The sequence below is a fragment of the Janthinobacterium sp. UMAB-60 genome, from assembly GCF_900095235.1.
Lineage (GTDB): Bacteria > Pseudomonadota > Gammaproteobacteria > Burkholderiales > Burkholderiaceae_D > Janthinobacterium.
This window is the reverse complement of the sequence record NZ_LT607483.1, coordinates 402,163-425,070: the sequence shown is the minus strand read 5'-3', so window position 1 is coordinate 425,070 and position 22,908 is coordinate 402,163. Positions and strand designations below refer to the sequence as shown.

At 64.6% G+C, this 22,908-nt stretch carries 22 protein-coding genes; 12 read left to right on the top strand and 10 right to left on the bottom strand.

The annotated features are described in order from the left end of the window. Positions 1–118: 118 nt before the first annotated feature. Together K0F86_RS05260 and K0F86_RS05255 are read left to right on the top strand one after the other, a co-directional pair. On the top strand, positions 119–319 hold the full coding sequence (locus K0F86_RS05260) for a DUF1656 domain-containing protein (protein ID WP_070224633.1): 201 nt from the start codon (positions 119–121) through the stop codon (positions 317–319). Positions 320–367: 48 nt separating this feature from the next. Continuing rightward, positions 368–1,258, top strand: a complete 891-nt coding sequence (locus tag K0F86_RS05255) for an efflux RND transporter periplasmic adaptor subunit (RefSeq protein WP_219133302.1) — start codon at positions 368–370, stop codon at positions 1,256–1,258. 3 nt (positions 1,259–1,261) lie between these two features. Here K0F86_RS05255 and K0F86_RS05250 read toward each other — a convergent pair whose 3' ends face one another. The 5 genes from K0F86_RS05250 to K0F86_RS05230 all read right to left on the bottom strand — a co-directional run bounded on the left by K0F86_RS05250 (position 1,262) and on the right by K0F86_RS05230 (position 5,667). After that, on the bottom strand, positions 1,262–2,008 hold the full coding sequence (locus K0F86_RS05250) for an SDR family oxidoreductase (RefSeq protein ID WP_219133300.1): 747 nt from the start codon (positions 2,006–2,008) through the stop codon (positions 1,262–1,264). 79 nt (positions 2,009–2,087) lie between these two features. Further along, a complete protein-coding gene (locus tag K0F86_RS05245; RefSeq protein WP_219133298.1) occupies positions 2,088–2,312 on the bottom strand; it encodes a hypothetical protein in 225 nt (74 codons plus the stop codon). A gap of 12 nt (positions 2,313–2,324) precedes the next feature. Then, the gene (locus K0F86_RS05240; RefSeq protein ID WP_219133297.1) at positions 2,325–2,996 is read right to left on the bottom strand and encodes a thiol:disulfide interchange protein DsbA/DsbL; all 672 of its coding nucleotides are present in this window, start codon (positions 2,994–2,996) and stop codon (positions 2,325–2,327) included. 147 nt (positions 2,997–3,143) lie between these two features. Beyond that, positions 3,144–4,679 carry a TonB-dependent receptor gene (locus tag K0F86_RS05235; RefSeq protein WP_219133294.1) on the bottom strand — a complete coding sequence of 512 codons (1,536 nt, stop codon included), beginning with the start codon at positions 4,677–4,679 and terminating at the stop codon, positions 3,144–3,146. A gap of 97 nt (positions 4,680–4,776) precedes the next feature. Then, positions 4,777–5,667: a LysR family transcriptional regulator gene (locus K0F86_RS05230; protein ID WP_219133292.1), complete on the bottom strand. Its 891-nt coding sequence runs from the start codon at positions 5,665–5,667 to the stop codon at positions 4,777–4,779. Between the two features lie 112 nt (positions 5,668–5,779). On the opposite strand from K0F86_RS05230, the gene K0F86_RS05225 reads away from it, so the two are divergent. Beyond that, positions 5,780–6,583 (top strand): class III extradiol ring-cleavage dioxygenase, encoded by an 804-nt coding sequence (locus tag K0F86_RS05225; protein WP_219133290.1) that lies wholly within the window; start codon positions 5,780–5,782, stop codon positions 6,581–6,583. Between the two features lie 69 nt (positions 6,584–6,652). Here K0F86_RS05225 and ylqF read toward each other — a convergent pair whose 3' ends face one another. Next, positions 6,653–7,600, bottom strand: a complete 948-nt coding sequence (gene ylqF, locus K0F86_RS05220) for a ribosome biogenesis GTPase YlqF (RefSeq protein ID WP_219133288.1) — start codon at positions 7,598–7,600, stop codon at positions 6,653–6,655. Between the two features lie 200 nt (positions 7,601–7,800). On the opposite strand from ylqF, the gene K0F86_RS05215 reads away from it, so the two are divergent. Beyond that, complete coding sequence (locus tag K0F86_RS05215) at positions 7,801–8,598, top strand: hypothetical protein (protein ID WP_219133286.1); 798 nt, start codon at positions 7,801–7,803, stop codon at positions 8,596–8,598. A 163-nt stretch (positions 8,599–8,761) separates the two neighbouring features. Next, entirely contained in the window at positions 8,762–9,085 is a 324-nt protein-coding gene (locus K0F86_RS05210) for a hypothetical protein (RefSeq protein WP_219133284.1), read from the top strand. A gap of 12 nt (positions 9,086–9,097) precedes the next feature. Here K0F86_RS05210 and K0F86_RS05205 read toward each other — a convergent pair whose 3' ends face one another. After that, positions 9,098–10,024: a histone deacetylase family protein gene (locus K0F86_RS05205; RefSeq protein ID WP_096234313.1), complete on the bottom strand. Its 927-nt coding sequence runs from the start codon at positions 10,022–10,024 to the stop codon at positions 9,098–9,100. A 226-nt stretch (positions 10,025–10,250) separates the two neighbouring features. On the opposite strand from K0F86_RS05205, the gene K0F86_RS05200 reads away from it, so the two are divergent. From K0F86_RS05200 to K0F86_RS05180, 5 genes are all read left to right on the top strand, one after another. Then, a complete protein-coding gene (locus tag K0F86_RS05200) occupies positions 10,251–11,159 on the top strand; it encodes a MoxR family ATPase (protein ID WP_219133283.1) in 909 nt (302 codons plus the stop codon). A 5-nt stretch (positions 11,160–11,164) separates the two neighbouring features. Beyond that, positions 11,165–12,151, top strand: a complete 987-nt coding sequence (locus tag K0F86_RS05195; protein WP_219133282.1) for a DUF58 domain-containing protein — start codon at positions 11,165–11,167, stop codon at positions 12,149–12,151. Then, on the top strand, positions 12,148–14,169 hold the full coding sequence (locus tag K0F86_RS05190; protein WP_219133281.1) for a DUF3488 and transglutaminase-like domain-containing protein: 2,022 nt from the start codon (positions 12,148–12,150) through the stop codon (positions 14,167–14,169). The genes K0F86_RS05195 and K0F86_RS05190 overlap by 4 nt, the downstream gene beginning before the upstream one ends. Before the next feature lie 8 nt (positions 14,170–14,177). Further along, positions 14,178–15,323, top strand: coding sequence for a lytic murein transglycosylase B (gene mltB / locus K0F86_RS05185; protein WP_257571991.1), 1,146 nt, complete (start codon positions 14,178–14,180; stop codon positions 15,321–15,323). A 438-nt stretch (positions 15,324–15,761) separates the two neighbouring features. Beyond that, entirely contained in the window at positions 15,762–16,094 is a 333-nt protein-coding gene (locus tag K0F86_RS05180; protein WP_034751784.1) for a hypothetical protein, read from the top strand. Between the two features lie 97 nt (positions 16,095–16,191). On the opposite strand, the gene cysM is transcribed toward K0F86_RS05180, so the two are convergent. Further along, positions 16,192–17,094: a cysteine synthase CysM gene (cysM, locus tag K0F86_RS05175; RefSeq protein WP_116743505.1), complete on the bottom strand. Its 903-nt coding sequence runs from the start codon at positions 17,092–17,094 to the stop codon at positions 16,192–16,194. A 248-nt stretch (positions 17,095–17,342) separates the two neighbouring features. Here cysM and K0F86_RS05170 point away from each other — a divergent pair, with 248 nt between their 5' ends. Continuing rightward, positions 17,343–19,106 carry an FAD-dependent oxidoreductase gene (locus K0F86_RS05170; protein WP_219133279.1) on the top strand — a complete coding sequence of 588 codons (1,764 nt, stop codon included), beginning with the start codon at positions 17,343–17,345 and terminating at the stop codon, positions 19,104–19,106. Here K0F86_RS05170 and K0F86_RS05165 read toward each other — a convergent pair. Next, positions 19,103–20,425, bottom strand: coding sequence for a M28 family metallopeptidase (locus K0F86_RS05165; RefSeq protein ID WP_257571990.1), 1,323 nt, complete (start codon positions 20,423–20,425; stop codon positions 19,103–19,105). The two genes, K0F86_RS05170 and K0F86_RS05165, sit on opposite strands and share 4 nt — an antisense overlap. Positions 20,426–20,663: 238 nt before the next feature. Between K0F86_RS05165 and K0F86_RS05160 the strand changes: the two genes are divergently transcribed. Then, a complete protein-coding gene (locus K0F86_RS05160) occupies positions 20,664–22,229 on the top strand; it encodes a phospholipase D family protein (protein ID WP_219133277.1) in 1,566 nt (521 codons plus the stop codon). A 118-nt stretch (positions 22,230–22,347) separates the two neighbouring features. Here K0F86_RS05160 and K0F86_RS05155 read toward each other — a convergent pair whose 3' ends face one another. Beyond that, positions 22,348–22,884, bottom strand: a complete 537-nt coding sequence (locus K0F86_RS05155) for a helix-hairpin-helix domain-containing protein (protein WP_219133276.1) — start codon at positions 22,882–22,884, stop codon at positions 22,348–22,350. Between the last annotated feature and the right edge of the window lie 24 nt (positions 22,885–22,908).

Genomic DNA, 22,908 nt, shown 5'->3' with positions numbered 1-22,908 from the left:
CAAACGCAAGCCGATGCGACAGCCGAACGCAGCGCCCGCCTGCAGACGGCATTGGCCGACCTGCATTCGATCTACACCTCATTGCTCGACCATATGGCGCCTGGCGCCGGAGACCACCATGCCGCGTGAATTCGCCCTGTTCGGAATTCTGATTCCTACCCTGCTGCCCCTGTTCATCCTCAGCATCGGCCTGCAAACCCTGCTCGACCGCGTGCTGGGCTGGCTGGGCGTGTACCGCATGGTGTGGCACCCGTCGCTGGCGCGGCTGTGCATCTTCATCGCCATCTTCGGCGCGCTGGCTTTATCGCTGTACAAATAACCTTCGAATAAAAAAAATGTTCAACCCAATCAAGGAAAGGCTGCCGACATGGTAAGCAAACTGACCCGCTATGCAATCACCGTGCTGCTCCTGGCTGCCGCCCTGTGGATAGGCAAGACTGTCTGGGACCGCTACATGGAGTCGCCGTGGACGCGCGACGGCCGCATCAAGGCCGACATCGTCAACATCAGCGCCGACGTGGCCGGCACCGTCACGGACGTGCTGGTGCGCGACAACCAGGTGGTGCAAAAAGGCGATGTGCTGTTCGTCGTCGACAAGGAGCGCTATGCCAGCGCGCTGGCGCAGGCCGACGCCGTGCTGGCCGCGCAAAAAACGGAAATGGGCCGCCGCGGCAAGGAAGCGCAGCGCCGCGCAGGCCTTGACGCCAGCATCATCTCGACGGAAAGCCGCGAAAGCGCGGCCTACGCCGCCAGCTCGGCCTCGTCGCAAGTGCAGGCCGCCGTCGCCGCGCGCGCGCTGGCGCAACTGAACCTGGAACGCACCACCGTGCGCGCCCCCGTCAGCGGCTACGTGACGAACCTGAACGTGCACAAGGGCGATTTCGCCGCCGTCGGCGCCCCCAAGCTGGCCGTCATCGACAGCGCCTCGTATTACGTCGTCGGCTACTTTGAAGAGACCAAGCTGGGCATGCTGGCGCAGGACGACAAGGCGGAAATGAATCTGATGAGCGGCGGCACCCTGCATGGCCACATCGAGAGCATCGCGCGCGGCATCACCGACCGCGACGCCACCACGGGCCGCGAACTGCTGGCCGACGTCAATCCCACCTTCAACTGGGTGCGCCTGGCGCAGCGCGTGCCCGTGCGCATCCACATCGACGAGCAGGACAGGAACCAGGTTCTGGTGGCCGGCACCACCTGCACCGTGGTGATCACGCCCCATTCGGCGCCGGCCAAGGCCGCGCCAGTCAAAGCGTAACCTTTAGCGCCCGCCCGCCACGTCGAGAATGCTGCCCGTCACATACGTCGCGCCCGGCCCCAGCAGGTACAGGATGGCGTCGGCGATTTCTTCCGGCTCGCCGCCGCGCTGCATCGGCACGCCGGACGCCAGGCGCGCCACCCGTCCCGGTTCGCCGCCAGACGCGTGGATGTCCGTATAGATGATGCCGGGCCGCACGCCATTGACCCGGATGCCTTCGGCCGCCACTTCCTTCGCCAGCCCGAGGGTCAAGGTATCGACGGCGCCTTTCGAGGCCGCATAGTCGATGTATTCGCCCGGGGAACCGATGCGCGCGGCCACCGACGAGACATTCACGATGCGCCCGCCCTGGCCTCCGTTCGCCGTCGACATGCGCCGCACGGCCTGCTGGCAGCACAGGAAATAACTGATCACGTTGGTGCGCAACACGCGTTCCAGGCGCTGCACGGAAATGTCGGCCAGCCGGCATTTCTGCTCCAGTACGCCCACATTGTTGACCAACGCCGTGAGCGTGCCCAGGCGCGCATCGACTTCGCCGAACAGCCGTTCCACGTCCACTGCGTCGCCCACGTCAGCCTGCACGGCAATCGCTTCGCCGCCGCCAGCGATGATGCGCGCGCACAAGTCTTCGGCCGCCCGCGCATCGCGCACATAGTTGACGCAGACGGCATAGCCCTGGCGCGCCGCCAGCTGTGCAGTCGCCGCGCCGATGCCGCGGCTGCTGCCGGTAATCAAGATCACTTCCTTCATCGTTCCTCCAGGATGGTTGTGGCTTCATCATACGCACACGAAAAAAAACCCGCGCGCGGCGGGTTCTTCAAGCATTCGGCTAAGGCCTGAAATGCGTCATGGCGTAGGTCAGATGCTGCCACCAGTGTTCGCGCGACTGCACGGACGCCAGGCATTTCGCGTCGACCTCGTTCTTGAACGCGGGGTCCACGCAAGCCTTGGTCACCAGCGCATTGCGCTGGTTTTCCACGTTGACGACGGCAAGCGCCAGCCACGCCACGAGGGCGAGGGCCAGTACGCACAAGGTCCAGGGCAGCTGTTTCATGGCGCTCTCCGCTTACTTCTTCGCTGGCGCGGGTGCGCGCTCTTTCAGCGTGCGCGCCACCAGTTCATCCATCACGCGCAGGGTCGCCGCCTGGGTCTGCGGCTCGGATTGGCCCGGACGCGACAATTGCGACGGCGACGTGACGAAGCGGCCGTCGATGACGATGGTCGGCGCGCTGTCGATCTTGCTGGCGACGATCAGCTGCTCGTTGCGTTTCAGCTTGGTCTGCACGCCGAACGAATTGAACATGTCCAGGTATTTCGCCTTGTCGATGCCGTTCTTGACCAGCAAGTCGAGGATGGCGTCATCGCGGTTCAGGCGGTTGCGCTCGACGTGGATGGCACGGAAGATCTTGTCATGGAACTGGTCCAGCTGGCCCATCGCTTCCAGCGTGGCATACGCGTGCGCCTGCGGGTCTTTCGGGCCGGAGAAGGCCAGGTGGATGCGGCGGAAGGCGATCTTGTCGCCCTGTTTCTTGACCCAGTCGTGCATCAGCGGATCGAGCGCGTAGCAGTGCGGGCAGGAATACATGAAGTACTCGACCACTTCCACCTTCTTGCCCGTGTCCGTGCGCACTGGCGTCGGGAGCGTGGTAAAGCCGGTATCGGCCGCCATGGCGCCGCCGGTGGCCGCCACCAGGGTGACGGCGGCAAGCAGGGGACGCAAGAAACGCAGAAAACGCATAATAATCCTTCTTCATAAAGTGGTCGTGAACGGGGCGAGATTACCACTTTTTGCGCCGATCGATGCAGCCCGGGCGGAAAAAAGCCGAGTTTATCGCCCCGCTTTGCGCCCGCTTAAGCCGCATTTAAGCCCCGCTGCGCCTCTTTCTCAGAAATGGTAGCGCGCCGACACGCGCAGCTGGCGCGCATCGTTGAGGTAAATGCTGGAATGGCAACCAGGCGCATCGCCGTAATGGCGGCGGTTGGCCAGGTTGCTGCCGGCCAGTTCCAGCTCCCAGGCGCCCAGCTTGCGCACGTAGCGCCCGTCCACGGTGGCGAATGCGGGCACTTGCGCCAGGCAGCTGCTGGCGAAATCGGGGCCATAGCGCAGGGCGCGCTGCCATAGCACGCCCACGTCGGCACTCGCGCCGGCCTGCCCCGTCCAGTACAGGCGCAGGCTGGCCAGGGTCTTGGGCACGAGGGCGATGTCCGGGCCGTCGTAAGTGTAGTCGTCATAGCGCGCATGCACTTGCCGCAGCTGAGCGTCAAGGCGCCAGTCGCGCGCCAGCGCCATGCTGGCCTCGATGGCGATGCCGTCGCGGCGCGAGGGGTCGAGGTTGCCCGCAAAGCCCAGCTGGCCCAGGTTCTGGTCGAAGACGATCTGGTTGCTCAGGCGCTCGCTGAACACGCGCACGGAAGCGCTGCGCGCCGCGTCGCCGAAGGTGGCGCCCACTTCCGTTTCGCGCCGCAGCTGTCCCGCCAGCGGACGGTAGCCGGCGCGGGTATAGCCATCGTCATCGATGCGGTAGCTGCGCGCGGCCTTGGCGTACACGCTCAGTTGCGGGCGCAGCTGCAAACTGCCCTGCACGTCCCAGGCGTTCTGGTTTTCCCAGTCGCTGCCGCCGGCGGGCATGTCGGCCGGATCGAGCTGGAACTGTTCATGCCGCAAGCCCAGCAGCAGACGCGGCGCATATATGCCGCCAAACGCCAGCTCTTCGCGCAGCAGCAGCGCGCGCGAATACTGCCGGCGCCGTCCATCGCCATCGCGGCCCGAACGCCGCTCCCACTGCATCAGGTCCAGGCCCACTTCCGTATCCGTGCCCACGCCGCCCACCTTGCCGTAATGGCGCACGCGGGGCGCCAGTTGCCGGCGGCGGCTGCTGTACCGCGATTCGCTGCTGCCATCCTCGCCCGCATACTGGGCTGTGGCGCGCTTTTCCCGCTGCGACAGCTCCACGCCCAGCTCGACATTGCCCACGTAGCGCTGCACGAAGGCGCTGGCGCGCCGCACTTCATAGCGGTACAGGTCTTCCGGACGGGCCGCCAGCAAGGCCAGGAACGGCGCCTCGGGCGCGGGATAGCGGGTGTCCTGGTTCAGCTGGTCGGCGCTGAAGCCAAAACGGCCTTGGCGCAGCTTCCATTCCGCGCCACCGTTGAAGCCGCGCTGGTGAAACACGCTGCCATCGCGGTAATTACCATTGCGCAACTCATCGATGGCCACATCGAGCGACATGCCGCCGTGGTCGCGCGACAGGGCACCGCGCACGCTGTGCTGGCCGCCCTGCGCCAGCTCGGCGGACAGGTCGCCATGCGTGACTCCGGCCGCGCCACCATCCACGCCATCCTGCGCGTACGCAGGCATGACCATGGCGCACAGCAGCAAGGTGCGCGTGGCGATGGTCAGGGCGAAAGGGGCAGGCATCATGGCGGCAAGCTGGGTGCGCTACCGGGGCGCGAACGCACGGTAGCAGGAGGATGGCAAAAGCGAATCATTATACGCACGGCGCGTGGCGCCGGGGCCGTCAGCTGCCCAGGCGCCCTTCATCGGCCAGGAAGTCGATGAAGGTGCGCACTTTCGAGGACAGGTAGCGGCGGCTCGTGTAGACGGCGTACACGCTGCCGCCCGCCAGCTTGAAATCGTCGAAGAGACGCACCAGCCGCCCCGCCGCCAGGTCCGCATCCGTTTGCCACGACGGCAGCAGGGCGATGCCCATGCCGTCGAGCGCGGCCGCATGCAGCAGGCTTTCGTTATTACATTGCAGCACGGGCGTAAACTTCACCGTCTCGTGCCCCTGCGGGCCGTCAAACGTCAATTCATTGCCATTTGACAACAGCGAATAGCTGATCATGGCGTGTTGCGCCAGATCCTGCGGCGCCACCGGCTGGCCCGCGCGCGCCAGGTAGGCGGGCGCGGCCACCAGGTGAAAGGCGATGCTGCCGATGGGGCGCGCGATCAGGCTCGGCGACGGTGCCTGGCTGACGCGCAGGGCCAGGTCGAAACCCTCTTCCACCAGATTGACCACCCTGCCACTCAAGTCGATGTCAAACGTCACTTCCGGGAAGCGCTCGCGGTAAGCCACCAGGGTGCGCGTAAAGATGGCGTTGGCGAACCAGACGGGCGCGCTCAGGCGCAACATGCCGCGCGGCACCACCGTCGTGCGGCCCACGGTCGCTTCCACTTCATCGAGATTGTCGAGCATGTCGCGGCACTGTTCAAAATACACCTTGCCGATTTCCGTCAGGCTCAGATGGCGGCTGCTGCGGTTCAGCAAGCGCGCGCCCAGGTGGCGCTCCAGGTGCATCACGTGCTTGCTGACCATGGCCGGCGACAGATCGAGGCGCTCGCTGGCGCGCACGAAGCTGTCCAGTTCCACCACGGCGCGAAACACGCGCATGCTGCGCAAGGTATCCATGACCATCCCATCATCAACAAAATGGAAATGATATATCAATAATAGCGATCTTGATCAACTGACCGCGCATGACTATCATCGATAGCATCAGTCATTCCACTCCGGAGCCGCCATGCAAGAGCACACCTTCCCTACTTACTTCCTGTCGCACGGCGGCGGCCCGTGGCCGTTCATGAAAGACCAGTTCGGCGGCCGCTACGACGTGCTGGAAGCATCATTGCAGGATATCCCGCGCCAGATCGGCGCGCGCCCGAAAGCCGTGCTGGTCGTCACGGCGCACTGGGAAGGGCCGCAGTTCCTCGTTTCGGCCAGCCCCAGGCCGGGCATGATCTACGATTATTCGGGCTTTCCGCCGCACACGTATCAAATTCAGTACCCGGCACCGGGCGCGCCGGAGCTGGCGGCGCAGGTAAAACAGTTGCTCGACGCGGCCGGCCACCCGGCGCGCCTGGACCACGAGCGCGGTTTCGACCACGGCACCTTCAGCGCCCTGTTCCCCATCTACCCGCAAGCGGACGTGCCGCTGGTGCAGCTGTCGCTGAAACACGGCTACGACCCGCTCACGCACGTCGAGGTGGGCCGCGCGCTGGCCGGCCTGCGCCGGCAAGGCGTGCTGATACTGGGCAGTGGCCTCAGTTATCACAACCTGCGCCAGTTCGGCCAGGCGGGCGCCGTCGCTTCGCACCAGTTCGACGCCTGGCTGCGCCAGACGATGGCCTTGCCGCCGGCACAACGGCTGCAACAGTTGCTGGCCTGGGACCAGGCACCGGGCGCGCGCCAGGCCCATCCGCAGGAAGACCATCTGCTGCCGCTGATGGTGGCGCTCGGTGCGGCCGAGCAGGAAGCGGCGCACGTGGTGTACCACGAAGAGGATTTTTTTGGGGCGCTGGCGGTCACCAGTTTCAAATTCGGATAATCCGCCACCGCATAAAAAAAGCGCCGCGACAGCAATGTCGCGGCGCTTTTTGCATGGATATAACTTGAATCAGGTGCCGCGCTTGCCGCGCGCCGCATTTTTCGCCTTTTCAGCGGCAATCGCTGCCGCTATGGCCGCTTTTTCCGCCATCTCGGCCGCGTGCTGTGCCAGCAGGGCCGCGCGCGTATCCGGCGTTTCCAGCGAGATACGACCGAGGATGCCGCTGCGGTAGTCGAGCAGCAGGGTATGCGACGCTTTCTCGAAATCGTAGTCGCCGCCCTTGATGCGGAAGCCGCGCTTGGCGGCAATGCCTTCGACCACGCCGATGGCGTCGACTTCACCAATCTTGGTGCCATAGCGGGCCGTCAGCAAGTCCGGATAGCGTTTGAGCAATTCCTCGGCCAGGAACACGGCCACTTCTTCTTCGATCAGCGCGTTCGAGCCGATGGCATGGCTGGCCGCCAGCATCAGGCCGTCGCTGGGGATGGCGATCTTCGGCCACAGCATGCCGGGCGTATCGACGAGGATGGTGTTCTTGTCCAGGTACAGCTTTTGCTGCATTTTTGTGACGGCCGGTTCGTCGCCCACCTTGGCCACGCGCTTTTTCAGCAGCGCGTTCATCAGGGTCGACTTGCCCACGTTGGGGATGCCCATGATCATGATGCGCAGCGGTTTCGTCGGCACGCCGCGGTGCGGCGCCAGGGACTTGGCCAGGTCAGGGATGCGCGCCACGTCGCCCGGCTTCTTGGTCGTCATCGCGTACGCGGTCACGCCTTCCTGGGCATTGAAATACGCCACCCAGGCGGCCGTGGCGGCCGGATCGGCCAGGTCGGTCTTGTTGAGGATCTTCAGGCAAGGGCGCTGGCGGAACAGGCGCAACTCGTCCACCATGGGATTGCAGCTGGCTGCCGGCAGACGCGCGTCCACCACTTCAATCACCAGGTCGGTGTTCTCCATGGTCTCGGCCGCTTTCTTGCGGGCCGCGTTCATGTGTCCTGGGTACCATTGTATCGCCATGCTCTTGCCTTCAGTTCGTTCAGTCAATCCGCTATTTTACGTGGTTGCCGCCACGACGTCCCATTTTCCGCCGCCAGCGCCAGCCGTGCGACGCGAACGAGACAATTGGTGATAATTTGGCAGTTACTTGAATGATAATATCTGCAGTCCGTCCAGCGTGGCCGGCTTCCCCATTGCACGCTTAACCTGATACGCATTCCATGCATCTTCCCCGTTTCCTCCTCCTCGCCCCCCTCTGCGCCTGCCTGCTGCCCGCCATGGCCCAGGAACAAACGGCGGCGCCTGGCGACACGGCCAGCCAGGAAATGCAGCAGGTTGTCGACGTGCAAGGCACGCGCGATCCTGACTTGCGCCCCTACCGCACCATGCTCAAGGGACTCGACGCGTATGCCGACCACCAGCGCCTGGCGCCGGGCGCGCCACTGCGCTTCATGCTGGTTCCCGCCACGCCCCAGGCCAGGCTCGATGGCGTGACCTTGCACCTGTCGGCCGACAACCTGTCGATCCCCGTACCCCTGGCGGCCGATGGCGGCTTCACCTTGACGCGCGACAAGACGGCCTACGATGCGAATGCCGACCTGGTCAGCAACAAGAAGCGCGACACCCTGCGCTGGCGCGCCGACATCCATACGCCGGGACTGCCCGCGAACGTGCGCCGCCTGGGCGACTTGCGCCTGGAATGCGAAATCCGCTGGGCCGTCGAACAGGACCAGCTGCCGTTTATGCGGCGCAACCTGTTCCGCCTGGCGGGCGGACCGTGCCACTCGTCGCTGATCCACGTGCTGTATCCCGTGCCGCGCAGCCTCGCCGCCGTGCAGGCGCGCTCGGGCGAGCGCACGCTGGACATCCGCGTCACGCAAGACCGCCAGCGCTACGTGCCGCCGCTGCATGACCAGAGCTGGGAAGACGACACCCTGCTGACCATCACTTACGCCGACGACGGCCACATGGCCGGAGCCGCCCCCGCTGCACCCTTGAAGGCAACGCAGCGCGAGTGATACGCACCCGGGAAGCCGGGTCAAATATTTCTACAAGGATTTTTATATTTACTGCAAGCAATAAAAAAGTATGCTCTAATATCGCCTCTTAAATGAAAAGCAATTATTTCCAGGCTGGCTCCGCCAGGTGCAGGGAGATACGCGATGGGGATAGGTCGATATGATGATGGAACACACTGGCATGGCGCCCAAGCGCATGCCGCGCAATGACTGGAAGAGGGAATGCCGGCAGTTGCAGGGCCAAGTGGCGCAGCTGGAAGAGCGCCTGAAACGCCAGAGCGCCGACAGCTATGGCTTGCAAATGCTGTATGACCAATTGGTCAATGAAATCAAGCACCACCGCGACATGCTCCAGCTCGACAGCTTCGACGCGGAGAAATCATCGCTCGTCTACACGCAAGCCTGGCGCCGCTTCATGGCCGGCGACGCGCTCGACTACCAGACCCACCGCCACACCAATTCCAGCAGCCGTCCCAGCTTGCTGTAGTTCGCTGCGCCGTTACAGCTCCGCCAGCGCCTTCACATGCGCCGCCACGCTGCGGCCCAGCGACGACAGGTTGTAGCCCCCTTCGAGGCAGCTGACGATGCGGCCCTTGCCATACTGATTCGCCACGGCCATCATTTGCTGCGTCAGCCACGTGTAGTCAGCCTCCACCAGGCCCATGCCGCCCACATCGTCTTCGCGGTGGGCATCGAAACCGGCGGAAATGAAAATCATCTGCGGCTGCTGCCGGTGCAGTGCCGGCAGCCAGTGGTCGAGCACCAGCTGGCGCACGGCATCGCCCTTCGAGCGGGCCGGCACGGGCACGTTGACGCGCGTATCCGTATAGGACTCGACATCGCTGTACGGATAAAACGGGTGCTGGAAAAAACTCACCATCAGGATGCGTGGATCGTTTGCCACGGATTCGGCCGTGCCATTGCCATGATGCACGTCAAAGTCGACGATGGCGACTCTGTCAAGGCCGCGCACGTCGAGCGCATGCTTGGCGGCGATGGCGACATTGTTGAACAGGCAGAAACCCATGGGCTCGCTGGGCCGCGCATGGTGGCCGGGCGGTCGGATCGCGCAAAAGGCGTTGCTGATCTCGCCATCGATGACGGCGTCCGTGGCAGTCACGGCCGAGCCTGCCGCCGCCAGGGCGGCCTCGTAGCTGTGCGCGTTGAGCAAGGTGTCGCCGTCGAGCGGATAGTAGTCGCCCTCGGACGGCACATTGTCGCGCACCAGGCCGATGGCCGTGGCACTGTGGTTGCGCTCGATGTCGGACAATTGCGCACGCACGCCGTCGCGGTGCTCGACCAGGTCGCTGATATGCGCGAGGATCAATTGATCGTTAATGGCCTGCAAGCGGGCCGGCGATTCAGGGTGCCAGTCGCCCATTTCATGGCGCTGACAATCGGGATGGGTATAAATGGCTGTGCTCATGCGCTGTACTGGTTACCTCTGTCTCTGTCCATTCTCCGGGAACACTGCATGGCAGTCCTGTTCGCCCTGCGCGTTCTCGCATAAAATCACTGGCTGGTCTGCGCCGCCCTTGCCGCCTTTGCCGTCACTCTAATCTACCACGAGCGCGCAGCTGGCGGGCGGCGCCGTTTGACCTGGCCAAAGCGATTGTAAATTAAATAATCCCTTGCACTGTGATAGAAATAACATGTTTTCAAAAATACACCAGGCCGCACAGCAAATCGGCGAAGTTCTCGTCGGCAAACAATTGCAGATCCGCCAGACCCTCGCCTGCGTGCTGGCGGGCGGCCACCTGCTGATCGAAGACGTGCCCGGTGTGGGCAAGACCACGCTGGCGCATGCGCTGGCCATCTCGCTGGGCCTGCAATGGAAGCGCCAGCAATTTACCAGCGACCTGCTGCCCGCCGACGTGGCCGGCATGAGCGTGTATGACCGCGCCAGCGCCAGTTTCATTTTTCATCCAGGCCCCCTGTTCACGCAGGTACTGCTGGCCGACGAGATCAACCGCGCCACGCCGAAGACGCAATCGGGCTTGCTGGAAGCGATGGAAGAGCGGCAAGTGACACTCGATGGCGTCACGCACGCGCTGCCGCGGCCGTTTTTCGTCATCGCCACGCAAAACTGCGCGCATCAGCTGGGTACCTTCCCCCTGCCCGAATCGCAGCTCGACCGCTTTCTCATGTGCGTCACCCTGGGCTACCCCGATGCGGCCGCCGAACGGGCGCTGCTGCTGGGCGCCGACCGCCGCGCCATGCTGCAAACCTTGCCTGCCGTCATGAATGCGGAAGAATTGCTGCAGGCGCAAGCGGGCCTGCGCGCCATCCACGCCTCGCCCGCCGTCGTCGACTACGTGCTGACCCTCGTGCACGCCACGCGCGCGCCCGGCGTGTTTGCCGACGGCCTCAGCCCGCGCGCCGCGCTGGCCCTGCTGCAGGCGGCGCGCGCCTGGGCCGCCCTGGCCGGACGCGACCACGTCACGCCCGACGATGTGCAAGCCGTGCTGCTGCCCGTCTGCGCCCACCGCCTGCATGCGGCACAAGGGTCCACGGACAGCCGCGCGCTGCTGCGGCATCTGCTGTTGAGCATCCCCGTCTGAGCGGCATGCGCTGGCGCACGATTCCATGGCTGCCGGCACGCCCCTGGCTGGGCGCGCAGCGCGTGCACATCCGTCCCTCGCGCGCGGGCCTGGCGTTTGCCGCGCTGCTGCTGGCGCTGTGGATCGCCGCCGTCAATTACCGCCTGGGCCTGGGCTATGCGCTCACGTATTTCGCGGCCGCCTGCGCCATCGCCGACATGCTGTTTACAAGCCGCAACCTGGCGGGCCTGGCCTTGGCCGCCACGCCGGGCAAGCCCGTGTTTGCGGGCAGCCACGCCTTGTTCACCTTGCACCTGATCAACCGCAGCAGCCGCCCGCGCCATGCGATCGGCCTGGCGGCGAGCGGCGCGTCGGCGGCGCCCGGCCTGGCCGATATCGCCGCCCACGGCGAAACGGCCATCAGCATCGGCATGCCGGCCCCGCAACGTGGTTGGCTCAACGCGCCAGCCGTATGCCTGTCCGGCAGTTTTCCGCTGGGCCTGTTTGTGGCATGGTGCCACTGGCAGCCCGACGCGCGCGTGCTCGTGTATCCGCAGCCAGAACAGGATGCGCCGCCGCTGCCCTGGCTGGCCGGCACAATACAGCAGGAACGGCAGCCAGGCTGGCCAGACTCGCCCGATGGCACCCTGGAACTGGCCGGCGTGCGCGCCTACCATTCGGGCGACCCCTTGCAGCGCCTGGCCTGGCGCCAGATCGCCCGCCATGATGGCGAGCATTTATTCAGCAAGCAATTCCAGCCTGGCGCCGACGCGCCGGCGGGCGCGTCCCGTGGCAGCATCATGCTTGAGCACGCCACCCTGCACGCGCTGGCGCCGGAAGCACGCCTGTCGCGCCTGACCGCCTGGGTACTGCAGGCGGAACGCACGGGCTTGCCGTATGGCTTGCGCCTGGGCGCGCTAACGCTAACGCCCGCCCTGGGCGCCAGCCAGCGCGACGCCTGCCTGCGCGCGCTGGCCCTGCATGATCTGCCACAAGACCGGACGGCGCCATGAAAGCCTGGCTGAGCGGCTTGCCACGCGAGAAGGCCGACATTGTGCTGTTGCTGCTGGCCGCCGCCATGGTGCTGGCGCCGCACGCGCTGCACCTGCCCCCATGGTTGTCGGTAGCGACAGCCGCACCGCTGCTGTGGAGCGCCGTCATTACCGTGCGGGGCCGACGCCAGCCGTCGCTCGCCGTGCTGGCGCCGCTGGCCCTGCTGGGCATCGCCGGCGTGTACGCCAGCTATGGCACCGTGCTGGGACGCGATCCCGGCGTGGCCCTGCTGGCCCTGCTGCTGGCCTTGAAGTCGCTGGAAATGCATGGCCGGCGCGATATCTTCGTGCTCGTCTTCCTCAGTTTCTTTTTGCTGCTGGCGAACTTTTTCCATACGCAAGGAATCCTCGGCGCCGCCTGGATGCTGGCCACCGTCCTCGTGCTGCTGGCGGCCCTGCTGTCGGCCCAGTACGGCGCCGTGCAGCCGCGCCTGGCGCAAAGGCTGGGCTTGCTGGGGCGCATGCTGGCGCTGGCCCTTCCCCTGGCGGCCGTACTGTTTCTTGCCGTACCGCGCCCCGACGGCCCCCTGTGGGGCGCGCAGCATGAGGGCGCGCAAGCGCGCACGGGCTTGTCCGACAGCATGCAGCCGGGCGCCATCGCCTCGCTGGCCCTGTCAAGCGAACCCGTCTTCACGGCCCGCTTTTCCACGCCGCTCCCGCCGCAAGACCAGCTGTACTGGCGCGGCGTGGTGCTGGGCGACTACGACGGCGCCACCTGGACGCGCCGGGGCGCGAAGGGACGCGCGCCTGCCAGCGACAGCCGCATCGACATCGCGCTGGAAGGGCCGCCCAGCCACTATGCAGTGACCTTGCCAGCGAGCGGCCAGCGGCGCATCTTCGCGCTCGATGTGCCGCGCAGCATCGAGCGTCTGCCCGGCAATCCGTATGTCGTCTCGTCCGCGCTGGAAGTGCTGACCATACAGCCCATTACTTCGACCGTGCATTACCGCGTCAGTTCCCAAGCGCGCTACCGGCTGCAGGCCAAGCTGCCTTTGGCCCAGCAGCAGCCATGGCTGGCCTTGCCTGCTGGCAGCAACCCGCGCAGCATCGCCTGGGCCCGCGCACTGCGCGGCAGCGGCGCGCACGCGCTGGCGCCCGCCGACGCCATCGCTGCCGTGCTGGAGCACTTCCGCCGCGCGCCATTCCGCTACACCCTGCAGCCGCCGCTGCTGGGCAAGCATGGCGTCGACGACTTCCTGTTTACAACACAAGCGGGCTTTTGCGAACATTACGCGGGCAGCTTTGTCGTGCTGATGCGCGCCATGGGCATCCCCGCGCGCGTCGTCACCGGTTACCAGGGCGGACTGCGCAACGATACGGACAACAGCTTGAGCGTGCGCCAGTCCGACGCCCATGCCTGGAGCGAAGTGTGGCTGGCAGGCCGGGGCTGGGTACGCATCGACCCCACCAGCGCCGTCGCGCCCCTGCGCACGGAGCGCAACCTCGATGCCGCCCTGCCAGCGGCCGCGTCGCCGCTGACGGCCTGGCGCGCCCTGGCCGGCCTCGATGGCGGCGCGACAGGGGCGCTTGCCGCGTGGCGCCAGCAATGGCAGCAAGCCGAGCAGGCCTGGAGCAACTGGGTGCTCGACACCACGCCGCAACGCCAGCGCGCCATGCTCGATCGCTTGAAAAACCTGCCGGCGACGACCCTGGCACTCGCTTGCGCCGTGCTGGCCCTGCTGTCCGCCGTAGTCGGCGCACTGGTCTGGTGGCGGCAGGCGCGGCAAGGCGATCCGCTCGACGCCCTGTACCTGCAGTTTTGCCGCCAGCAGGCGCGTCGCGGCTACAGCCGTGCGCCGCATGAAGGGCCGCACGGTTATGCTGCACGGCTGGCCGCAGGCAAGGCCACACCCAAGGCGCACGCCGCCATCGCACAGTTTCTGGCAATCTATGCCACGATGAAGTATGGTAATGCCAACCCAGACGAACAATCCCGCGCGCGGCGCAGCTTGCGCCACCTGTTAACCCAATGCCGATGAGACGCTCCTTGTTACCGATCAAAACCTCCGCCCTGTCCCTGCTCCTCTCCCTTCCCCTGTGCCTGGCCACCGCGCACGCTGGCGAAAACAGCAACATTTCCGCTGCTGATCGCGCCCGTGCCGTGCGCGCGGCCAAGGCGCCGCCCGCCAAGGCGACGGCCAAAAAAGCACCGGCAAAATTCGACTTCGAAGGCGAGTTTGTCGACTATGCCAACTGGAAAGAAGTACGCGCCTTCCTCGACGAGATGTCGGCCAAGCATGGTTTTGACCGCGCCGAGCTCGATACCCTGATCGGCAAGGTGCGTTATGTCGAGTCGACCGTGCAGCTGATGAAACCGGCGCCGCCAGGCAAGCCGAAGAACTGGCAAGCGTACAGCGCCCGCTTCATCGAGCCGGTGCGTATCAATGCGGGTGTGAAATTCTGGGAAGAGAACGCGCAAGCGCTGGCGCGCGCCGAACGCGAATATGGCGTGCCGGCTGAAATCATCGTCGGCATCATCGGCGTGGAAACCGTGTACGGACGCAACACGGGCCGTTTCCGCGTGCTCGACGCGCTGACGACCCTGGCGTTTTCCTATCCGGAAAGCCCGACGCGCGCCGCGCGCATGGAATTTTTCAAGGGCGAACTGGAAAATGCGCTGCTGTACGCACGCAAGGATGGCATCGATCCCTTGACCCTGCTCGGCTCATATGCGGGCGCCATCGGCCTGCCCCAGTTCATGCCGAGCAGCATCATGAAATATGCGGTGGACTTCGATGGCGATAGTCATATCGACTTGCGCAACTCCACGGCCGACGCCATCGGCAGCGTGGCGCATTTCCTCGTCGAACACGGCTGGCGGCGCGATGACCCGGCCATCAGCACGTATCGCGTCACCGTCTCGTCCAGCCACGCCTGGGAAAAGTTCATCGGCCAGGGCTTGCAAGCCAAGTACCGGCTGGAAGAGTTGCAGGAAGCGGGCGTGAGTACGGTCGCAGCCACGCCCCAGAACATGTTGTACGGCCTGATCGATCTGCAAAATGGTTCAGAAGCAACTGAGTATCACTTGGCAACCAATAACTTCTTTGCTATAACTCAGTACAACAGAAGTTATTTTTATGCCATGTCAGTGATCGACTTGGGCAAGGCCATCAGCCAAGTGCGCGCACGCTAACCGAAAGTCGGTGTAAAGTTATAATATTACTTGTAAGAAAGCGTAAGCGATGTTGAAGCGACCAGCAAACAGGTCTATGGTGGGGCCGATAACATGTGCCAGCCTCGCTCGCCAGCCTTTGTGCGGCACGGAATACAGAAATGGTTTTATACTTAACTTTTGTCAAAGTACAATTTTTGTTCTATCATAGAGCATAATAAAGAATAAATAGGTGTTGCAACGTGACAACACCCATTTTATCCAAAGCAAGATTACAGAGCTTTCCGGTCTGAAATGGAATCCTGCTGTACAATTGTGTATATATCATGAAAAACTGTATCCCGGATCGTACCGTGTGTGAATTCGTTCCTTTTAGTAAAGAATGAACATGAACGCAGCAAGAGCGAGCTCCGAGTGTTTTTTACTTTGCAGTGCAACTACAGAAGGAACATTAACATCATGACAAACCAAGTCGGCATTGATATGAACAGCGATTCGGACTCCGACGATCTGCTTCAATACAACCCAAACAGATTGCTCGATACCCTGATCGAAAACCTGCGCCTGAAAAACGACGCAGCACTGTCCCGCGCGCTGGAAGTGGCGCCACCGGTCATCAGCAAAATCCGCCACCACCGCCTGCCGGTCGGCGCATCGCTGTTGATCCGCATGCACGAAGTCAGCGACCTGAGCATCCGCGACCTGCGTTACCTGATGGGTGACCGTCGTAACAAATTCCGCATCAGCGACAAGCAATTCAAGCCAAAAGAAGGCGAAACGCCACAAGGCTGATCCTGCCAGTTTCGCAGGTTTTCCCTCCCCGCCATGGGGAGGGGGTAATTTTCAGGCCGTCCTGGCCGACCCGAATTTCCATTTTAAAATTGAACAATCAGGCTGGGAATACGCCGGTGGACAAGTAACGGTCGCCACGGTCGCAGACGACGAACACGATCGTCGCGTTTTCCACCGTTTGCGAGATGCGCAGCGCGATTTCGCACGCGCCGGCCGCCGAGATACCGCAGAACAAGCCCTCTTCCGCCGCCAGGCTGCGCGCCATGCGCTCGGCCACGCCCTGGCTCACGTATTCCACCTGGTCCACGCGCGACTTGTCGTAAATTTTCGGCAAGTACGCTTCCGGCCACTTGCGGATGCCGGGAATCTGCGATCCATCTTCGGGCTGTGCGCCGATAATCTGGATGGCGGGATTCTGTTCCTTCAAGTAGCGCGACACGCCCATGATGGTGCCCGTCGTGCCCATGGCGCTGACAAAATGCGTGACCTGGCCATGCGTATCGCGCCAGATTTCCGGTCCCGTGCTTTCGTAGTGGGCGCGCGAATTGTCTTCGTTGGCGAACTGGTCGAGGATGATGCCACGGCCATCCTTCTGCATCTGCTCGGCCAGGTCGCGCGCATATTCCATGCCGCCCGTCTTCGGCGTGAGCAGGATGTCGGCGCCGTAGGCGGCCATGCTCTGGCGGCGCTCCACGCTGAGATTGTCTGGCATCAAGAGCAGCATCTTGTAGCCGCGCAAGGCGGCGGCCATGGCCAGCGCGATGCCCGTATTACCGCTGGTAGCCTCGATCAGGGTATCGCCTGGCTTGATGACGCCGCGCTCTTCAGCGCGCTTGAGCATGGACATGGCGGCGCGGTCCTTCACAGAGCCGGCCGGGTTGTTGCCTTCCAGCTTGCCGAGGATGACGTTGTTGCGCGCAATCGCATCGGCGCCCGGCAAGCGCGTCAGTTGCACCAGCGGGGTATTGCCTATCGTATCTTCAAGTGTCTTGTAAGCCATCGTGTCTGTTTGAGTAATTTCAACAAAGACCCATTCTAATATGAGATGCTGGACGGCGTATGGCTAAAAGCCGCCGCCCCGACAGGCTGCCCCAACCGTGGCCACCCGCGCGCCAGTCCGCATGCTTCCTGGCTTTGCGCCCTGCCAGGGTCGCCGCGTGCGCTGCGCCAGCGGGCCGCGCGCGCATGCGCTAGACTCGTGGCGGTTAGTTATTTTAGTAATTTGCTTATTCAATCAATGGATCAGTCATGAGCAGCAGCACACCCGAATTCATTCCCGAAACCACGCAGGACGATCCCGTCCAGTTCGCCACGCTCGACTTGCAGGGCCGCAGCCACCAGATCTCGCCCGTCTTCAATGCGCTCGAACTGCAGCGCTTGCAGCGCTATGGCACACGGCGGCGCTTTGCCGATGGCGCCACCCTGTTCGAGGCGGGCAGCAGCAGCTTCGGCATGCTGGTGATACTGTCCGGACGCGTCAGCATCACGCGCCACGAGGTGCTGGGGCAGGCGTCGCAGCTGCGCGAAGTGGGCGTCGGCCACTTCATTGCCGAGGTGGCGCAATTGTCCGGCCGCCCCACCCTCGTCAACGGCAGCGCCGTGGGCGAGGTGGAATTGCTCGACATCAGTTCCGAATCCTTGCGCGCGCTGATCGTGGCGGAAGCGGAGATGGGCGAACGCATCGTGCGCGCCCTGATCCTGCGCCGCGTGGCCCTGATCGAATCGAATTCGGGCGGCCCCGTGCTGGTGGGACCGCGCGGCAATGGCAATCTGTTTCATCTGCAAAGTTTTCTATCGAGCAATGGCCACCCGCACACGGTGCTCGATCCGGCCAGCGATGCGGCCGCCGCCGCGCTGGCCCAGCGCTACCAGCCCACGCCGCAGGAATGGCCCTTGGTCGTCTGTCCCGATGGCAAGGTCATGAAGAATCCCGGCAATGCGGAACTGGGGCGCTGCCTGGGCATGCTGCCCGATTTGTCCGGCGACAAGATCTTCGACGTGCTGGTCGTGGGTGCCGGCCCCGCCGGCCTGGCCACGGCCGTGTATGCGGCGTCCGAAGGGCTATCGGTGCTGGCACTGGAACAGCGCGCGTATGGCGGCCAGGCGGGCGCCAGCGCGCGCATTGAGAACTATCTGGGCTTTCCCACCGGCATATCCGGCCGGGCGCTGGCGGGACGCGCCTATGTGCAGGCGCAAAAGTTCGGCGTCGAGATCGCCACCCCGGCCAGCGCCGCCAGCCTGCTGTGCGACACCTGGCCCCTGCGCGTCACCCTGTGCGACGGCACGCAAGTGCGCGCCCGCACGGTGGTGCTGTCCTGCGGCGCGCGCTACCGCCGCCCCTCGCTGGCCAACCTGAAAACATATGAAGGACGGGGCGTGTATTACTGGGCCTCGCCCATCGAAGCCAAGCTGTGCAGGCAGGAAGAGATCATTTTAGTCGGCGGCGGCAACTCGGCCGGCCAGGCGGCCGTGTTTCTCTCCGGCCATGCGGCCAAAGTCCACATGGTGATCCGCGGCGCAGGGCTGGCGGCCAGCATGTCGAGCTACCTGATCGAGCGCATCGCCGCCACGCCCAACATCACCTTGCACACGCACACGGAAATCATCGCCCTGGAAGGCGACGACGATGGCTTGACGGGCGCCCGCTGGCGCAACAAGCAGACGGGTGAAGAGTGCGACTGCGCCGTGCGCCGCGTGTTTCTTTTTGTGGGCGCCGATCCGAACACGGACTGGCTGCATGACTGCGCCGTCGCCGTCGACGAACAGGGTTTTATTCGCACGGGCTTCGACGTCACGCGCGCGGCATGCCGCGCCCATGGCCATGGCCACGCCGAGTATCGAGCGGCCTTGCCGGACCGGGCCGCGCTGGAAACGAGCGTGCCGGGCGTGTTCGCCATTGGCGACGTGCGCGCCGGCTCGACCAAGCGCGTGGCCGCCGCCGTCGGCGAAGGCGCGGCAGTCGTTTCCCAGATCCACGGTTTTCTGGCCCGCCTGCCCGTCAACAACGTCTAGCGCAAGGGCATGGGGTATGTTGCCACGCTGACATTTCCGTCGCGATCGATGGCCTGGACGCCAAAGAAATAGTTGTCTTTCGACAGCTTGACCTTGGCCTCGGTGACATTGCCCACGTCCTGCGCGCCCTGCCACTGGTCTGCCGTGGTGGCGCGCCAGACGATGCGGTAGCCGGCCAGGTCCGGTTCCGTGTTCGGCTGCCATAGCAAGGTCGTGGCGTTTTCCAGCTGCGCCGTGCGCACTTGCACGCCGGCTGGCGCGGCCGGCGCCAGGGCCAGCGAGGCCAAGGCCGCCGCATTCACGCGCGCCACTTTTGCCACGTAGTCATAATCGACGAATTGCGGCAGGTCGCCATACTGCACGCCATTTTCCACGCGCACATCCTGATGCTGGTGGGTAAAATCCTCGTTCGGCTCCGTGAAACGCAGCGCCGCATACCCTTGCGCCAGAAACGGCATATGGTCGCCGCCGCGCAGATAGCGGTCGGCGCGCTGAATGACGTTGACCTTGAAACCGGGCACATAGCGCTCGCCCACCTGTTTTACATGGCGCGCCAGCTGGCGCGAGAGGGAATCGTTTTCGCCGCCCGTCGCCACCAGGGCGCGCACGCCATCGCTCATTTCCTTCACGGCGGGAATGCCCTCGGCAAACAAACGCACCTGGCCACCGTCGACGGTGCCGTCGTCGGCGCGCGAACTGCCGATGATGTCGTTATTGAGCATGCCGGCGATATTGAGCTTGTTCAGCTTCGCCTGCTGCGCCCAGTGGCCGGAACCCAATAGCCCCTGTTCCTCGGCCGCCACCGCCATGAAGACGAGCGTGGCGTCGAACTGGTAGCGCGCCATCGCGCACGCCATCTCGATCACGGCCGCCGTGCCCGAGGCGTCGTCGTTGGCGCCGGGCGCGTCGCCCTGCGCATCCATCACGTCCGTGGCGCGCGTATCATAGTGGCCGCTGACGACATAGATGCGCCCGGCCGACTGCGGCTGGCTGCCCGGCAGGGTCGCCACCACGTTGACGATTTCCGTCGGCCGCGCGATGCGCTTCGACACGGGCGCGATATGGCTGTCGAACGCCACCTGCAGGCGGCCGCCCGCCTGCGCGCCGCAGCGCTCCAGCTCCGCCTTGATCCAGCGCCTGGCCGCGCCGATGCCGCGCGTGTCGGACACGGTATCGGACATGGTGTGGCGCGTCTGGAAACTGACCAGCTTGCGCACATGCGCCTCGATGCGCTGCGGCGATATCTGCGCCACGACACGTTCGATCTGCGGCTGCGCCGGTTCGGCGCCCGGCGCCGCCGCCACACTAGCCGACAGCATGGCTGCCGTCATTCCCGTCAAAATCCGTACCATGCCTGCATCCCCCGATGATTGATTGAGCTGGCCATTCTCGCATTTTTGACGGCAGGCAAGGATGTTCCAGGCCGAAAATCGTGCATTGTAGAAACTGCTACAATCGGCCACTTCCCGTCCCGCTCAAGAAAGACACCCGCATGCGCCAGACCACCCTCCCACCCGCACGCCGCAGCCTGCGTGCGGTCCGCTGACGGTGCGCCGCATGCTCGTCAAATTGCTGCTGCTGGCCACCCTGTTTGCCGGGCTCAGCATCGCCGCGCTGTACAGCTACGGGCGCTTCGCCGAACGGTCGCTGGGAGCACCGGGTACGGCCTTGCCCGTGGCGGCCGACGCCACCCTGCTCGACCGTGTGCTGGCGCCGCAACTGGCGCAACGCCCGGAACAGAGCGGCACGGCCCTGATCGACGACAACCTGGAAGCGTTCGCCCTGCGCGCCCTGAGCGCGCGCGAAGCGGGCCGCAGCATCGACCTGCAGTACTACATCTGGCATAACGACGTCACGGGCCGCCTGCTGGTGCGCGAACTGCTGCGCGCGGCCGACCGCGGCGTGCGCGTGCGCGTGTTGCTTGACGATATCAATGCGCGCGGCCAGGACGCCGCCATCCTCGCGCTCGACAGCCATCCGCTGATCGACGTGCGCATCTTCAATCCGGGCCGCAACCGCGACGGCGTCTGGTTGCGCGCCGTGGAAATGGCCTTGCGCGCCGTCAGCCTGAACCGGCGCATGCACAACAAGGCCTGGATCGTCGATGGCAGGGTGGCCCTGGTCGGCGGGCGCAATATCGGCGATGAATATTTTGATGCCGCCGAGCAAGTTAATTTCCAGGATGCCGACTTACTGCTGGTGGGCCCCGCCGTGCAGCAGACGAGCGACATCTTCGACCGCTTCTGGAACAGCCGCGCCGTCATCCCCATCGGCGCCTTGCACACTGGCAAGAACGCGGGTGCGCCGGAACTGCAGGCTGTGCGCGCCCGCCTCGACGCGCTCGCGGGTGAACTGGGCGCTTCGCCGTACCTGCGGCAACTGACTGATGCGGGCCAGCTGCAGGCCCACCTCGATGGCCGGCTGCGGCTGCACTGGAGCGCGCAGGTGCAAGTGCTGTCGGACCCGCCGGAAAAAGCCGCGCCCGTGGCCAGTTTGCAGCGCAGCGAGCACTGGCTGATGCACAGCTTGCTGCCCTTGCTGACCGAGGCGCGCGAAGAAGCGCTGCTGACTTCGCCCTACTTCGTGCCCGGCGCGGCGCTGACGCAGAGCCTGGCCGACAAGGTCGCCGCCGGCGTCAAGGTCAGTGTACTGACCAACTCGCTGGCCGCCACCGACGTGGCCCTCGTGCATGCGGGCTATGCGCGCTATCGCGAAGCGCTGCTGGGCGGCGGCATCGACCTGTATGAATTGAAGACCCTGCACCGCAAGCGCATCAGCCTGATGGGTTCGAGCCGTGCCAGCCTGCATACCAAGGCCGTGGTGGTCGATGGCCAGCGGGGCTTCGTCGGCTCCTTCAACCTCGATCCCCGCTCGGCCCAGCTGAACACGGAAATGGGCGTGCTGTTCAACGATGCCGCGCTGGGGTCCGACATGCGCGCGCTGTTCCTGCATTCGACCTCGGGCGACACCAGCTACCGCCTGTTCCTCGACAACGGCGCCCTGCGCTGGTCCGACGCCACCGAGCAGCCAGCCAAGGTGTGGACGCACGATCCGGAGTCAGGCTTCTGGCGCCGCATGCTGGTGTCCGTGATGCACTGGCTGCCGATCGAGTCGCAACTGTAGGCGCATCGGCAAGGCAAAGTGGCGGCGCATAAAAAAAACCCCGCGCGGCCGGTACCACGCGGGGTTTTCTTCTCGTGCTGCGCGGCACCACCACGCAACACGCGTTACAGCAACACGCTTACTTTTTCTCGGCTTCAGCCTTCTTCGCATCGGCTGCAGCCAGCTTCGCTTCTTTCTTCGCGGCAGCGGCGGCAGCCTTCGCTTCTTTCTTGGCAGCAGCAGCTTCTTTTTTCGTCTCAGCGGCTGTCTTGGCTGGCGCCGCAGCGGTGTCGGTCGCAGCAGCCGGCTTCGGTGCGGCTTCTTTCGCTGCAACTTCCTTCACAGCAGCTTCCTTTTTTACCGGGGCAGCTTTCGCCGCCGGGGCGGGCGCCGCTGGTGCGCCGGACTTGGCCTGGCCATTCACCTGCAAGCCCGCTTCCGACAGTTTCACGGAACTTTTCGGACCGATACCCTTCACGCGGCTTTCGAAATCGGCCCAATCCTTGAAGGCGCCGCCCTTGGTGCGCTCGTCGACGATGGCTTTCGACGTGACGGGGCCGATGCCCTTGACGCTGTCGAGTGCCGCCTGATCCGCCTTGTTGACATCGACCTGGGCAAAGGCAAAACCCATCGTCGCGATCAGGGTGACGATGGCCAGCAGTATTTTTTTGAACATGGGTATCTCTCCGTGGTGTGGTTT

What these genes read in the sequence shown, in the direction of transcription:
- K0F86_RS05190 (WP_219133281.1), top strand. Translation starts at nt 12,148, where the DNA reads ATGAAAGCCTGGCTGAGCGGCTTGCCACGCGAGAAGGCCGACATTGTG.
- K0F86_RS05225 (WP_219133290.1), top strand. Translation starts at nt 5,780, where the DNA reads ATGCAAGAGCACACCTTCCCTACTTACTTCCTGTCGCACGGCGGCGGC.
- K0F86_RS05245 (WP_219133298.1), bottom strand. Translation starts at nt 2,312, where the DNA reads ATGAAACAGCTGCCCTGGACCTTGTGCGTACTGGCCCTCGCCCTCGTG.
- K0F86_RS05160 (WP_219133277.1), top strand. Translation starts at nt 20,664, where the DNA reads ATGCTCGTCAAATTGCTGCTGCTGGCCACCCTGTTTGCCGGGCTCAGC.
- K0F86_RS05215 (WP_219133286.1), top strand. Translation starts at nt 7,801, where the DNA reads ATGCATCTTCCCCGTTTCCTCCTCCTCGCCCCCCTCTGCGCCTGCCTG.
- K0F86_RS05170 (WP_219133279.1), top strand. Translation starts at nt 17,343, where the DNA reads ATGAGCAGCAGCACACCCGAATTCATTCCCGAAACCACGCAGGACGAT.
- cysM (WP_116743505.1), bottom strand. Translation starts at nt 17,094, where the DNA reads ATGGCTTACAAGACACTTGAAGATACGATAGGCAATACCCCGCTGGTG.
- K0F86_RS05165 (WP_257571990.1), bottom strand. Translation starts at nt 20,425, where the DNA reads ATGCTGTCGGCTAGTGTGGCGGCGGCGCCGGGCGCCGAACCGGCGCAG.
- K0F86_RS05260 (WP_070224633.1), top strand. Translation starts at nt 119, where the DNA reads ATGCCGCGTGAATTCGCCCTGTTCGGAATTCTGATTCCTACCCTGCTG.
- K0F86_RS05240 (WP_219133297.1), bottom strand. Translation starts at nt 2,996, where the DNA reads ATGCGTTTTCTGCGTTTCTTGCGTCCCCTGCTTGCCGCCGTCACCCTG.
- K0F86_RS05205 (WP_096234313.1), bottom strand. Translation starts at nt 10,024, where the DNA reads ATGAGCACAGCCATTTATACCCATCCCGATTGTCAGCGCCATGAAATG.
- K0F86_RS05255 (WP_219133302.1), top strand. Translation starts at nt 368, where the DNA reads ATGGTAAGCAAACTGACCCGCTATGCAATCACCGTGCTGCTCCTGGCT.
- K0F86_RS05155 (WP_219133276.1), bottom strand. Translation starts at nt 22,884, where the DNA reads ATGTTCAAAAAAATACTGCTGGCCATCGTCACCCTGATCGCGACGATG.
- K0F86_RS05195 (WP_219133282.1), top strand. Translation starts at nt 11,165, where the DNA reads ATGCGCTGGCGCACGATTCCATGGCTGCCGGCACGCCCCTGGCTGGGC.
- K0F86_RS05235 (WP_219133294.1), bottom strand. Translation starts at nt 4,679, where the DNA reads ATGATGCCTGCCCCTTTCGCCCTGACCATCGCCACGCGCACCTTGCTG.
- K0F86_RS05210 (WP_219133284.1), top strand. Translation starts at nt 8,762, where the DNA reads ATGATGGAACACACTGGCATGGCGCCCAAGCGCATGCCGCGCAATGAC.
- ylqF (WP_219133288.1), bottom strand. Translation starts at nt 7,600, where the DNA reads ATGGCGATACAATGGTACCCAGGACACATGAACGCGGCCCGCAAGAAA.
- K0F86_RS05250 (WP_219133300.1), bottom strand. Translation starts at nt 2,008, where the DNA reads ATGAAGGAAGTGATCTTGATTACCGGCAGCAGCCGCGGCATCGGCGCG.
- K0F86_RS05230 (WP_219133292.1), bottom strand. Translation starts at nt 5,667, where the DNA reads ATGGATACCTTGCGCAGCATGCGCGTGTTTCGCGCCGTGGTGGAACTG.
- K0F86_RS05180 (WP_034751784.1), top strand. Translation starts at nt 15,762, where the DNA reads ATGACAAACCAAGTCGGCATTGATATGAACAGCGATTCGGACTCCGAC.
- K0F86_RS05200 (WP_219133283.1), top strand. Translation starts at nt 10,251, where the DNA reads ATGTTTTCAAAAATACACCAGGCCGCACAGCAAATCGGCGAAGTTCTC.